The sequence below is a fragment of the Sphingomonas sp. SKA58 genome (assembly GCF_000153545.1).
Classification (GTDB): Bacteria; Pseudomonadota; Alphaproteobacteria; order Sphingomonadales; family Sphingomonadaceae; genus Sphingobium; species Sphingobium soli.
Map to the genome: position 1 here is coordinate 240,593 of NZ_CH959306.1, position 12,608 is coordinate 253,200.

The window sequence follows — 12,608 nt, forward strand, 5'->3', positions numbered from 1 at the left end:
ATAAAAGAGCTTGGAAGAGAGGATGCGCGGCTTCGCCCTGATCCTGCTGTCGCTCTGGCTGGCCGCTGCCCCGGCCATGCTGCGCGCACATCCCGACGACGCGGCGATCGCGGCGAGCGATCCGGCGCTGCGGTATCCGCTCGCCCGCAGGCAGGACATAGTGGAGGATCATTTCGGCGTGCCGGTCGCCGATCCCTATCGCTGGCTGGAAAATGACCTGCGCGCCGATCCGGCGGTCCGCGACTGGGTGGCGCGGGAAAATGCGCTCACTCGCCGCTATCTCGACGCGTTGCCGGGGCGCGAGGCGCTCAAGGCGCGCTTGCAGGCGCTCTTCGCCCATGGCCGTTACACTGTCCCCCGCAAGGCGGGCGACCGCTATTTCTATGGCTATAACCGGGGGCTGGAAAATCAGACCCCGCTTTATGTGCGCGAAGGGCTGACGGGCAGGCAGCGGCTTCTGCTCGATCCCAACAGCTGGGCGCAGGATGGCGCCAGCGCGCTCGCGGAGTGGACGCCCTCGCCCGATGGCCGGATGCTCGCCTATGGCGTGCAGGATGCGGGCAGCGATTGGCGCACGCTGCGCCTGATCGACGTCGACAGCGGCCGCACGCTCGACGATGCCGTCCAATGGGTCAAATTCTCGCAAACCGCTTGGGACGGGCGGAGCGAAGGCTTTTTCTATTCCCGTTTCGCCGCACCCGGTCCCGGCGAAACGTTCCGCTCGACCAACCTTGGCCAGAGCCTCTATTATCACCGCATCGGCACGTCTCAGGGGCAGGATCAGCTGATCTACGCCACGCCCGACCGCCCCCGGCTCAGCCATCAAGCGCAGGTGACGGCCGATGGGCGCTGGCTGGTCGTCAGCTCGTTCGAAGGTATCGATCCGCGCCGCGAAATCCATGTCGCGCCCCTGACCGGCGGACCCATCGTCCTGCGCCGGCTGGTGCGCGGTCCCGCGCAGGACTGGCGGCTGATCGGCAGCCGGGGATCGACGCTCTATTTCCTCACCGATCATCGCGCGCCGCACCGGCGCGTGGTCACGCTCGACGCCGCCAATCCCCGAAGGCGCGCGCAGGAAATCGTGCCCGAACGCGCTCAGACGCTGGTGGGCGGCGCGCTGGTGGGCGATCGCCTGATCCTCGCTTCCATGAACGGCGCGCAGACGATCGCCGAACTGGTCGAACTTGACGGGCGCAGGGTGGGTGACGTGCCGCTGCCGGGCTTCGGTACGGCGGCTGGCTTTGGCGGCCGGTCGGGCGATCCGGAGACATTTTTCAGCTTTTCCGGCTTCGTCACGCCGGCCAGCATCTATCGCTTCGACACCGCGACCCGTCAGTTCCAGCTTTTCGCCCAGCCCGACCTGCCCTTCGACCCGAACGACTATGGCATCGAACAGCGGCTCTACCCGTCGAAGGACGGCACGATGATCCCGCTCACCATCCTGCGCAAGAGAGCGCTGGCCGACAGCGCGACCGCCGCGCCGACCATCCTCTATGGCTATGGCGGCTTCAACATCAGCCTGACGCCCGGCTATTCCGCCACCCGCATGGCCTGGCTGGAGCAGGGCGGGGTCTATGCCATCGCCAATCTGCGCGGCGGCGGCGAATTTGGCAGAGCATGGCACGATGCCGGGCGCGGCGCCAACAAGCAGAATGTGTTCGACGATTTCATCGCCGCGGCGGAGTATCTCAAAGCCAATGGCTTCACGCCGCCTGATGGCCTTGCGATCGAGGGGCGGTCCAATGGCGGCCTGCTGGTCGGCGCGGTGGTGAACCAGCGGCCCGATCTGTTCGCCGCCGCGCTGCCGGCCGTGGGCGTCATGGACATGCTGCGCTTTGATCGCTTTACCGCCGGCCGCTACTGGACCGACGATTATGGATCGCCCGCCGACAGGCGCGCCTTTCCGCTGCTCTACGGCTATTCGCCCTATCATAATATCGCGGGCGGATCGGACTATCCCGCCATCCTCGTCAGTACCGCCGACACCGACGACCGCGTCGTTCCCGCCCACAGCTTCAAATATGCCGCCGCGCTCCAGGCCGCTGACCTTGGCGCGCGACCGCGCCTGCTGCGGGTCGAAAGCCGCGCCGGTCATGGCGCAGGCAAACCGGTCGACAAGCTGATCGACGAATATGCCGACAGCTACGCCTTCGCCGCCCATTTCACCGGCCTTGCGATCGCCCCGCGCCCCGCCGCCGCGCCCCGTTCAGCCGCTGGACAGCCGGCGCACGTTATGGCTCCCATAGTCGCAGGAGGCCAATGAGCATGATCGGGACCAAGGCACGCTGGATGACCGGAGCGCTGGTGAGCGTGGGCCTGCTGCTGGGCAGCGTCAGCGCGGCGGAAGCCCGTCCGCGCTGGGACCGGGGCTGGGATCGCGGCTGGGACAGGCATCACCGCCATCGCGGCGACGGCTTTGGCCTGGGCGACGCCATTGGCGTGGCCGCTCTGGTGGGCGCCGTCGCGATCGTCGCCAATTCGATGTCGAAGGATCGCAAGGTCCGCGATCCCATCACCGGCGGCGAATATGACGCGCCACCGCCCCGCGCCGGCACTGATTATGGCGATGATCTGGGCAGCGACGCGCCGCCACCGCCTGTCGACGAAGCCGATTTCTCCGACATAGCCGCGCAGGACGATGCGCTCGCCGACAGCTGCGCCCGCGCCGCCCGCGACGAAGCCGAGCGCGACGGCGGCTTTGCCGAGGTGCGCACCATGGCCAGCCCGGTCGCCGCAGCCAATGGCGGCTATAATATCGACGGCCAGGTTGAACAGCGCGCCAGCACCCGCGCCCCCACCGGCCAGACCCGCCGCTTCACCTGCGCGATAGACCGCGACGGCCGCGTGGCGCAGGTCTATCTCAGCCGCGACTTGGTTTCGCGCTGACACCCGACCGGTTGTGCTTTTGCTTAACCGAATAAGCACCCGCACGTAGTTTCCGAGCTAAAATGCGTCGGTTTCAGCCATTTTTGAGCAAGCTGTTAACCAATCGACGCCACCATGGCTGAATGAGCCAGCAAGTCCGCCTTATCAACAGCTTGGTGCATCGGACAGCCCTGCCTGTCCTGACCGGTTTGTCCTATTTCGCGGCCGCATTTGGGTCACTGGAATTGACCCGAAGCGGCGATGGCATTGCCGCACTATGGCCAGCGAGCGGGATCATGCTGGCGGTGGTGCTGACCACGCCCAGATCGCGTCTCAAATGGCATATCGCCGCAGCCGCCATCGCCAGTCTTCTCGCCAATATGCTGGCGGGAAACACGTTTCAGATATCCGCGATGTTTACCGTTGCGAATATCAGTGAGGCGGTCATTGCCTTATGGCTGCTGCGCTATCGCACCAGCTGTCATGTGTCTTTCGTCGAGCCGAGCGATCTCATCTGCTTCACAAAAGTAGCCGCCATCGCGACGCTGCTGAGCGCAGCCATAGCAACAATCACAGGTCCCACGATCTCGGCCGACTTTTTTCTCTCTTGGTTCGCCACGGACCTTCTGGGTATCCTCATCGTCTCGCCACTGCTGTTGATCGTGGGAAGGGGCGTGTTCGCCCGCCGGTCAAAAGCATCGTGGGCGTCCGCACTCTTGGCTATCAAGATATTTATGGCCGTCGCGGTAGTAACGGGACTGTGCTTCTGGCAATCGCGCTATCCGCTCCTGTTCCTCCCCATGCTGGCCGTCCTCATGGCGGTGTATCGCCTCGGACCGCTAGGGGCGGCGGGCGGCGTCCTCATCGTCGCAGGGTTCAGTTCGGTTGCGACCGTGTTCGACCATGGCCCCCTGGCATTGATGGATGGCGGCCCTTTCGCACGCGGACTCTTTCTGCAAATTTATCTGCTCGCGCTTTTTGCCGGTGCGCTTCCGATCGCAACCCTTCTGGTGGCAAGAGAGCGGCTGAACAGCCTGCTTGCCAGCAAAATGCGGTTGCTCGAACTCGCGGAATCGGCTGGGCAGATCGGGCATTGGCGGCTCGACATGGAATCGCAGACGATCAGCTGGTCGCGGGAAGTGTTTCACATTCACGGATTGGCAGGCGCCGTTCCGCCGGCGCTCGACAAAGCGATTGACGCCTATCATCCCGATGACAGGCCCATGGTACGCGCGCATATCGAACAAACGCTGCAACATCACACCAGCTTTGAATTCAAGGCGCGAATCGTCCGCCCGAACGGTGAGGTGCGGCACGTCTTTTCGAAGGGAGAGATGGATCAGGGTGAATCGAACGGAGCCTATGGTCTGTTCGGCATCATCCAGGATATTTCCGCGCAGGTCGCGCATGAAGAAAGCATGGAACAGGCTCGGCGGAGCGCCGAAGACGCGGCGCAGCGTGCGCTTATCATGGCACAGACGGACCAGCTGACCGGGATCGCCAACCGCCGCCGAACAGAATTTGTTCTGGATCAGGCGATTGGCGCGGCGGAACAGTCCGGCAAGTCCGTTTCCATCGCCATTTTCGATATCGACCATTTCAAGCGAATCAATGACAGCTACGGCCATCATACCGGCGATGAGGTGATCAAGCGCGTCGCCCAGGACGCGGCGGCTCAGCTGCGCAGCGGCGATCTCGTTGGCAGATATGGTGGGGAGGAATTCGTCATCGTCCTGCCGGATGCCACCCAGGAAACCGCCTTGCGCGTGGGGGAAAGGATCAGGGAAACGATCGAGGCAGCCAACAGCGGTCCCCCCGTCACGATCAGCATAGGCGTAGCGGAGCTGGCGCAGGGAGAAACCGCCGACGCCCTCCTGCGCCGTGCCGACCGAGCCCTATATTCCGCCAAACGCGCAGGAAGGAACAGACTGCATCTGGCGGCCTGAGACGATCCGTCTTTCAGCGCGGCGCATACGTCATGTCGGCATGAAGCCGCTGCCATTCGCAGTCCGCTTCCAACACCCTTCCAATGTTGGAAAATAGCTGATCTATCCTGCCAGATGCCGGCTTACGCCTTCCTTCATCCGTCACGCGCCACGCCGCCTCGGCAACGCCCATCTGTACGATCACGCGCCGCCGATGCAGTGTCGCGTCGGTGTCGCTTCGTGGTCGCCTTGTGGTCGCTTCCTGGTCGCTTCGGGCCGGAAAAACCCGGTGACACTGTGAACTTCGCCCCTGTCGTTTTTGCCATCGGCGGCGCCATATCCGCGGCCCATCGCACGGCCATCGCCGCCGCTCCGGCTACGGCGCGAACCCCTTGCGCAGCCGGCATGGCCCGCTCAACTGGACATTGCGCCAAGGGGCGACTAACCGGGCGCGAATCCCTGCCACCACTCGACATAAAGGCGATTCGATGACGCTGCCCCTTCAGGATACGATCCTCATCGTGGATTTCGGCAGCCAGGTGACTCAGCTTATCGCCCGGCGTGTGCGCGAAGCCGGGGTCTATTCCGAAATCGCCCCCTTCACCGCCGCCGCCGAGGCTTTCGAGCGTTTAAAGCCCAAGGGCATCATTCTGTCCGGCTCTCCCGCCGGCGTTCCCGATGAAGGCAGCCCGCGCGCGCCGCAGGCCCTGTTCGATGCAGGCGTACCGATTCTGGGCATCTGCTACGGCCAGCAGGTGATGAGCCATCAATTGGGCGGCGAAGTCCGCCCCGGCCATGAAACCGGCGAGGGCGGGGAATTTGGCCGCGCGTTCCTCACCGTCACCGAACCCTGCGCCCTGTTCGACGGTCTGTGGGAGGTGGGCGAGCGGCATCAGGTGTGGATGAGCCATGGCGACAAGGTCACGCAATTCGCGCCGGGCTTCAGGATCGTCGCCGTGTCGGACGGCGCGCCCTTCGCCGTCATCGCCGACGAAGACCGCAAATTCTATGGCACGCAATTCCACCCCGAAGTCGTCCACACGCCGGACGGCGGAAAGCTGATCGCCAATTTCGTCCGCCATGTCTGCGGCCTCGCGGGCGATTGGACCATGGCCGAGTTCCGCCAGGTCAAGATCGCCGAAATCCGTAGCCAAGTTGGCGACGGCCGGGTCATCTGCGGCCTGTCGGGCGGCGTCGACAGCGCGGTGGCGGCGGTGCTCATCCATGAAGCGATCGGCGATCAGCTCACCTGCGTCTTCGTCGACCATGGCCTGATGCGTCTGGGCGAAGCGGAACAGGTGGTGAGCCTGTTCCGTGAACATTATGGCATCAAGCTTGTGCATGTGAATGCGGAGGACCGCTTCCTAGGCGGGCTTGCCGGCCTCACCGACCCGGAAAAGAAGCGCAAGTTCATCGGCGGCGAATTCATCGCCGTCTTCGAGGAGGAAGCGGCGAAGATCGGCGGCGCCGACTTCCTGGCGCAAGGCACGCTTTACCCTGACGTCATCGAATCCGTGTCCTTCACCGGCGGTCCATCGGTCACGATCAAGTCGCACCATAATGTCGGCGGCTTGCCCGAACGAATGAACATGAAGCTGGTCGAACCCCTGCGCGAACTGTTCAAGGACGAAGTGCGCGTGCTGGGCAAGGAACTCGGCCTGCCCGACATTTTCGTTGGTCGCCATCCCTTCCCCGGCCCCGGCCTTGCCATCCGCATCCCCGGCGAAGTGACCAAGGAACGCTGCGACATATTGCGCAAGGCCGACGCCATCTATCTGGAGGAGATCCGGTCAGCCGGCCTCTATGATGCGATCTGGCAGGCGTTTGCGGTGCTGCTTCCCGTCCGCACCGTGGGCGTGATGGGCGACCATCGCACCTATGACAGCGTCTGCGCCGTGCGCGCCGTCACCTCGACCGACGGCATGACCGCCGACATCTACCCCTTCGACGCCGCGTTCTTGAGCCGCGTCGCCACCCGTATCATCAACGAAGTGAAGGGCATCAACCGCGTCGTCTACGACTATACCAGCAAGCCCCCCGGCACAATCGAGTGGGAATGATTCGGGGCCATTTTTGGCTATCGCGATCAATCGGTGTTTAACCATCAACACATTGAAATAAAAAGATTATCTCACGTTATCTATCGGGATCAATCGCTGAGCAGCGGTTGGCTCTGGCGTCATGCGTGACGGTATCCGGCAAACTTGCACTTGGCCCAATCCAGCGATACCGTCAGAGGTATTGAAGCCAGTGACGGTATTTTTTCCGCACTAAACCATTGTAAATCAAGCGATAATGTCGGCGAAAATGGCCGAAAATCGCCTGACGGTATTTTGCGTAGAGGAGGTCGGTATGCTCACCGATGTTGCCCTTAAGAACCTGAAACCACGCGAGAAAGCCTACAAAGTCACGGACCGTGACGGCCTTTATGTCCAGGTCTCAACCTCCGGGACGCTGACGTTTCGGCTGGACTACCGGCTGCATGGGCGGCGCGAGACGCTAACGCTTGGGAAATACGGTCCCTCCGGTTTGTCCCTTGCTCGAGCCCGTGAAGCGACGATCGACGCTAAACGTGCAGTCTTCGAAGGCAGGTCTCCGGCCCAGGAAAAACAACGCGACAAACGCCGGATCAAGGAGGCCAAGAGCTTCGGTGAGTTTGGAGAGCGCTGGTTGGTGAAGGCGCCGATGGCCGACAGCACCCGCGCGATGCGGCGTTCGATCTTCGAACGAGAGCTTCTGCCAGTCTGGAAGAACCGGCTGTTGACAGAAATCACGCCGGATGACCTGCGCGCCCACTGCGGCAAGATCGTTGATCGCGGCGCACCGGCGACTGCGATCCATGTCCGCGACATCCTCAAGCAGATCTACGGGTTTGCGATCTTGCACGGCGAGAAGGTTGCCAATCCGGCCGACGATGTCGGCCCCGCCTCGATCGCGACGTTCGTTCCAAAGGACCGGTCGCTGTCGCCGACGGAAATTCGCGTGATGCTCAAGCAGCTCGACCATGTGGCGACGCTGCCAACGATCCGACTCGGGATGCGCCTCTTCCTGCTGACAATGGTGCGCAAGAGCGAGCTGCAGGATGCGGTCTGGGACGAGGTGGACTTCGAGAACGCCGTGTGGACGATCCCCAAAGAGCGCATGAAGCGATCCAAGGCGCATAACGTCTATCTCTCGCAGCAATGCCTCGACATTATGATCGCGTTGAAGACTTGCGCGGGCAACTCGCGCTACCTTCTGCCGTCTCGGTATGATGCGGATGCGCCGATGTCCCGGGCGACCTTCAATCGCGTCACCTACGCCGTCGTGGAGCGCGCGCAGAAGGAAGGCTTACCGCTGGAGCCGTTCACGGTACATGACTTGCGCCGGACTGGATCGACCCTGCTCAACGAACTGGGGTTCAACAGTGACTGGATCGAAAAGTGCCTGGCCCATGAAGATGGGCGGTCCTCGCGCGGCGTCTACAACAAGGCGGAGTACGAGCACCAGCGGCGGCATATGATGCAGGAATGGTCTGATATCATCGACGCCTGGGTGGCAGGGCAGAAGCGCGTGCCGGTCCTAATTCCGCCCTCGATGCCTATGCTCGCGCCTGATCCGGCGCTTTGACAGGACGTGCCTTACGCTTGCGCACATCGGGATGCGGCGCCCGGTCGATTGGCGATCGCCGGGCTGTCGCCAGGCGATCGGTCAGCCAGGCTTCGACCTCGGCCAGATCCCACACCACACAGCGTGGGGTGAGCGCAAAGCGACGAGGGAATTCGCCGCGCTGTTCCATCTCATAGATGGTGGTGTCGGCCAGCGGTACGATCTGCCGAAGCTCATGGCGGCGGATCATCCGCTTTTTGAGGGCCTCAGATTTCGTCGACATAACTCTACTCCAACGAGATTGGCGTCTGATGCCGATTGGAGCCGATAGACCCGACATGAAAAGAGCGAACGCACCGGCGTAGGGCTCGCGGCGGCAATGGCGTACAAATCGGCGGGGTCGTTCTTGTCGTCCCGTAGCCCTTAGTCAGGCGCGAGGGGCAGTCCGTCGATCGCCGCGACGGCGTCAACAAGCTGTCGTCGCAGGCTCGCCAGACCGATCGCCAAAACCAAGTCTTGCCGATCCGCCAAGCTGAGCATCGTGCGGAGGACGAGATCAGAGTGACGCATCAGGATTACCAGGTTCTCCCCGCTGGGGCTGTTTTTGCCCTCGAACCAGTTCCGAACCGCGCGCTCGTTTGAGCGCGTGAGCTGCGCCACTGTCTTGTGGGCAGAGGGCGTGTTGCCAAATTCCGCCTTCAGCGCTGCGGCGATCGCGGCGGCAAGGGGCTCGTTAGGTTGGGGCGACGGAAAAGAATTTCCAGTTTTCGACTGAAGTTTTCGGTCTTTCTCGGAGAACGACATTCGTTCTGACTCCCAATAGATTTGGTGGGAAGTCGAACCTGTCCGCTCGGAGCCTAAACGAAAGCAGCCGGTGTGATGAACCTATCGGAGTCGGTCACTGCTGAAGCATCGCCGCGACCTCCGGTGCGCGCTGCGCAGTATGTCCGCATGTCGACGGAGCATCAGAAATATTCGACCGAGAACCAGGCCGAAATCATCGCCCAATACGCCGCTCGGCGTGGCTTCGAGATCGTGAAGACCTACGAGGACTCGGGCAAGAGCGGCCTTCGGCTCGATGGTCGGCTATCGCTTCAGCAGCTCATCGCCGACGTGCGAGGCGGTCAGACCGACTTCAAGGCGATCCTGGTCTATGACGTGAGCCGCTGGGGCAGGTTTCAGGACGCTGATGAGAGCGCCTATTACGAGTTCATCTGCCGGGAAGCGGGTATCGCCGTTCAATACTGTGCTGAGCAGTTCGAGAATGATGGCAGCCTGAGCGCGACGATCATCAAGAGCATGAAGCGGGCGATGGCTGGCGAATATAGCCGTGAGCTGTCGGTGAAGGTTTTTACTGGCCAGTGCCGGTTGATCCGCCTCGGTTTCCGCCAAGGCGGCGCAGCGGGCTTTGGCCTACGCCGCTATCTCGTCGATGAGCATCGCCAGCCCAAAGCGGTCCTCAATCATGGAGAGCAGAAGAGCCTGCAAACGGACCGGGTCGTGCTCAGGCCGGGGCCACCTGAAGAGATCGAGGTGGTCCGGCGTCTCTACCGGATGTTCGTCGTCCAGCGCCGCACCGAAACGGAGATCGCCGCAGCCCTCAATGATGAGGGCATCCTCACCGATCTCGGTCGGCCATGGACACGCGGAACCGTTCATCAGGTGCTGACCAATGAAAAGTACATCGGCAATAACGTCTACAATCGGGCGTCCTTCAAGCTGAAAGCCAAGCGGGTGGTGAACACGCCCGATATGTGGGTCCGGGGCGATGGGGCTTTCGAGGCGATCGTCGAGCGTGATTTCTTCGAAGCGGCCCAGCGGATTATTCAAGAGCGCAGTCGCCGCTTCACTGACGAGGAGCTTCTTGGTCGGCTGTCAGCCTTGCTCGTTGCGAAGGGTTGGTTGTCGGGCCTCGTGATCGACGAGGTCGAGGACATGCCATCCAGTTCGACCTTCCGACATCGCTTCGGAAGCCTGGTGCGCGCCTATCAGCTTGTCGGCTACGCCCCGTCGCGGGACTATCGCTATATCGAGACCAATCGAACGCTGCGGACACTGCATCCCGATGTCGTGGCGCAGGTCATCGCCGATATCGGCGCGGCCGGCGGCACCGTGCGCCGCGACCCGGTCACCGACCTCCTGCATATCAACGACGAGTTCACGGCCTCGCTGGTGATCTCTCGGTGCCACATCAGCCCCGCCGGCGGGCTGCGCTGGAAGGTGCGCTTTGACAGCGGGTTGAGGCCCAGCATCACCATCGTGGCGCGGATGCAGGAAGATAACGCCGCCATTCACGACTACTACTTGCTGCCATGGCTGGACGTCGGCGCCACGCCGAATCTGCGGCTCGCACCAGAGAACGGCATCCTGCTCGATGCCTACCGCTTCGATACGCTGGAGGCGTTTTTCGATCTGACGCGCCGCGTGCCGCTGAAGGTTGCCGCATGAGCGCGCCGCCCCCCGAAATCCGCTCGGTGCCGGTCGATCTGATCACCATTCTCAACCCGCGGGTTCGCAACAAGCGGATCTTCCAGGAGCTGGTGAATAGCATTGCCCATCTCGGGCTGAAGAAGCCGATCACGGTCAGCCAGCGACCCGGAAAGACGCGGTTTGACCTCGTGTGCGGTCAGGGTCGCCTCGAGGCCTTCATCGCGCTCGGCCAGACCGAAATCCCGGCTATCGTGATCGATGCGGCCGAGGAAGATTGTTACGTGATGAGCTTGGTCGAGAACCTTGCGCGGCGCCAGCACAGCCCATTGGAACTGGTTCACGCCATCGGCGCGCTGAGCGCCCGGGGCTATTCGCACCCGGAGATCGCCGCCAAGGTCGATTTCTCGGTCGAGTATGTCAGCGCGATCTGCCTGTTGCTCGACAATGGCGAGGAGAAGCTGATCGCGGCGGTCGAGCGCGGCGTCATCCCGCATTCGATCGCCATGGAGATCGCCCGCGCCAAGGAGGGCGAGGTTCAGCAGGCGTTGGCGCAGGCCTATGAGGAAAAGTCGATCCCGGGCAATCAGGTACTCGCGATCCGGCAGATCATCGAACAGCGCAACACCAGCGGCAAGCAGCTTCACAAGCGCGGATCGCGGGTTGGTCGCACCCAAAAGCCTGTCACATCGGAGAGCCTGATCCGCGCCTATCAACGCGAAACGGAACGGCAAAAGCTGCTGATCAAGCGCGCCTCCTTGGCGCGCAGCCGGTTGCTGTTCGTCGCCAACGCCATGCGGCGTCTGCTGGCCGACGATCATTTCGTGACGCTGCTGCGAGCGGAGGGGCTGAGCACCTTGCCGCGCGCACTGGCCGAGCGGATTGGACCGACGAAGGCGTAGCATGTCCGATACGGTCAAAATCGCCTTCGAGCGCAAGATCCTAGCCCTCCCAATCGGTGAGCTCTTGGCGACCAAGGCGCTGCCGGCAGGGGTGCGTGAGTCCGTCAAATATCGCCGGATCGCGGCATCTGTTGCGGAAGTCGGGCTGATCGAGCCGCTGTCGATCGCGCGCCAGAAAGGTGGCAGCTACCTTCTCCTCGACGGACACATGCGGCTGGATGCCCTGCGGTTTCTTGGTGCGACCGAGGCCCCTTGCGTTGTCGCCGACGACGACGAGTCCTTCACCTACAACAAGCGGGTCAACCGGCTGGCGACGATCCAGGAACACTACATGATTGTGCGCGCGCTCGATCGTGGGGTATCGGAGGAAAAGCTGGCGCGCGCGCTCAATGTCGACGTGAAGGTGATCCGCCAGCGCCGGCATTTGCTGGCAGGGATCAGCGGGGATGTCGCCGAGCTGCTGAAGGACAAGCCGGTTGGGCACCACGCCTTCCAGAAGCTGCGCAAGATGAAGCCGATCCGTCAGCTCGAGGTGGCCGAACTGATGGTGTCGGCGAACAATTATACGGTCAGTTATGCCAAGGCGCTCCTGGCGACCTCGAAGCCATCGGATCTGCACAAGCCTGACGAACTCAAGAAGGCGACGGGGTTGTCGGCCGAGCAGATGGGGCGTCTCGAACGGGAGATGGCGTCGGTGAGCGAGGACTATAAGGAGCTTGAGGTCTCCTATGGCGACGACATGCTGGTCCTGGTCGTGGCTTCCGGCTTTATCGAGCGCCTGCTGGCGAAGCCCGAGATCGAGGGATTTCTCGCGGGGCGGCACCCTGAGTTTCTGGAGAATTTCCGCGCCATCGTGCAGGCCACCTCGCTCGATCAATCGACGACGCCCTGACCGTTCAAG

Annotated in this window: 10 protein-coding genes; 8 read left to right on the top strand and 2 right to left on the bottom strand. The window is 62.7% G+C overall.

Annotated elements, in window-relative coordinates:
* Positions 1-22: 22 nt before the first annotated feature.
* From SKA58_RS01495 to SKA58_RS01515, 5 genes are all read left to right on the top strand, one after another.
* Entirely contained in the window at positions 23-2,263 is a 2,241-nt protein-coding gene (locus tag SKA58_RS01495) for a prolyl oligopeptidase family serine peptidase (RefSeq protein WP_009820566.1), read from the top strand.
* A gap of 2 nt (positions 2,264-2,265) precedes the next feature.
* Entirely contained in the window at positions 2,266-2,886 is a 621-nt protein-coding gene (locus SKA58_RS01500) for a hypothetical protein (RefSeq protein WP_198005916.1), read from the top strand.
* Positions 2,887-3,008: 122 nt separating this feature from the next.
* The gene (locus SKA58_RS01505; RefSeq protein ID WP_009820568.1) at positions 3,009-4,811 is read left to right on the top strand and encodes a sensor domain-containing diguanylate cyclase; all 1,803 of its coding nucleotides are present in this window, start codon (positions 3,009-3,011) and stop codon (positions 4,809-4,811) included.
* A gap of 467 nt (positions 4,812-5,278) precedes the next feature.
* A complete protein-coding gene (gene guaA, locus SKA58_RS01510) occupies positions 5,279-6,850 on the top strand; it encodes a glutamine-hydrolyzing GMP synthase (protein WP_009820569.1) in 1,572 nt (523 codons plus the stop codon).
* 235 nt (positions 6,851-7,085) lie between these two features.
* Complete coding sequence (locus tag SKA58_RS01515; protein ID WP_009820570.1) at positions 7,086-8,399, top strand: tyrosine-type recombinase/integrase; 1,314 nt, start codon at positions 7,086-7,088, stop codon at positions 8,397-8,399.
* Here the strand turns inward: SKA58_RS01515 and SKA58_RS01520 are convergent.
* Together SKA58_RS01520 and SKA58_RS01525 are read right to left on the bottom strand one after the other, a co-directional pair.
* Positions 8,371-8,661, bottom strand: coding sequence for a helix-turn-helix transcriptional regulator (locus SKA58_RS01520; RefSeq protein ID WP_009820571.1), 291 nt, complete (start codon positions 8,659-8,661; stop codon positions 8,371-8,373). The two genes, SKA58_RS01515 and SKA58_RS01520, sit on opposite strands and share 29 nt — an antisense overlap.
* A 140-nt stretch (positions 8,662-8,801) precedes the next feature.
* Positions 8,802-9,182, bottom strand: a complete 381-nt coding sequence (locus SKA58_RS01525; protein WP_009820572.1) for a hypothetical protein — start codon at positions 9,180-9,182, stop codon at positions 8,802-8,804.
* Positions 9,183-9,257: 75 nt separating this feature from the next.
* Between SKA58_RS01525 and SKA58_RS01530 the strand changes: the two genes are divergently transcribed.
* The 3 genes from SKA58_RS01530 to SKA58_RS01540 are packed head-to-tail and all read left to right on the top strand — an operon-like array spanning position 9,258 to position 12,599.
* Positions 9,258-10,826: a recombinase family protein gene (locus SKA58_RS01530; RefSeq protein ID WP_037542002.1), complete on the top strand. Its 1,569-nt coding sequence runs from the start codon at positions 9,258-9,260 to the stop codon at positions 10,824-10,826.
* Complete coding sequence (locus SKA58_RS01535; RefSeq protein WP_009820574.1) at positions 10,823-11,707, top strand: plasmid partitioning protein RepB C-terminal domain-containing protein; 885 nt, start codon at positions 10,823-10,825, stop codon at positions 11,705-11,707. Before SKA58_RS01530 ends, SKA58_RS01535 begins: the two co-directional genes overlap by 4 nt.
* A gap of 1 nt (position 11,708) precedes the next feature.
* Entirely contained in the window at positions 11,709-12,599 is an 891-nt protein-coding gene (locus SKA58_RS01540) for a plasmid partitioning protein RepB C-terminal domain-containing protein (RefSeq protein WP_009820575.1), read from the top strand.
* Positions 12,600-12,608: the final 9 nt, after the last annotated feature.

Bases quoted from the DNA above. Each gene is read 5' to 3' on its own strand.
- SKA58_RS01500 (WP_198005916.1), top strand. From the start codon at position 2,266: ATGATCGGGACCAAGGCACGCTGGATGACCGGAGCGCTGGTGAGCGTG.
- SKA58_RS01520 (WP_009820571.1), bottom strand. From the start codon at position 8,661: ATGTCGACGAAATCTGAGGCCCTCAAAAAGCGGATGATCCGCCGCCAT.
- SKA58_RS01515 (WP_009820570.1), top strand. From the start codon at position 7,086: ATGTCGGCGAAAATGGCCGAAAATCGCCTGACGGTATTTTGCGTAGAG.
- SKA58_RS01525 (WP_009820572.1), bottom strand. From the start codon at position 9,182: ATGTCGTTCTCCGAGAAAGACCGAAAACTTCAGTCGAAAACTGGAAAT.
- SKA58_RS01505 (WP_009820568.1), top strand. From the start codon at position 3,009: ATGAGCCAGCAAGTCCGCCTTATCAACAGCTTGGTGCATCGGACAGCC.
- SKA58_RS01495 (WP_009820566.1), top strand. From the start codon at position 23: ATGCGCGGCTTCGCCCTGATCCTGCTGTCGCTCTGGCTGGCCGCTGCC.
- SKA58_RS01530 (WP_037542002.1), top strand. From the start codon at position 9,258: ATGAACCTATCGGAGTCGGTCACTGCTGAAGCATCGCCGCGACCTCCG.
- SKA58_RS01540 (WP_009820575.1), top strand. From the start codon at position 11,709: ATGTCCGATACGGTCAAAATCGCCTTCGAGCGCAAGATCCTAGCCCTC.
- SKA58_RS01535 (WP_009820574.1), top strand. From the start codon at position 10,823: ATGAGCGCGCCGCCCCCCGAAATCCGCTCGGTGCCGGTCGATCTGATC.
- guaA (WP_009820569.1), top strand. From the start codon at position 5,279: ATGACGCTGCCCCTTCAGGATACGATCCTCATCGTGGATTTCGGCAGC.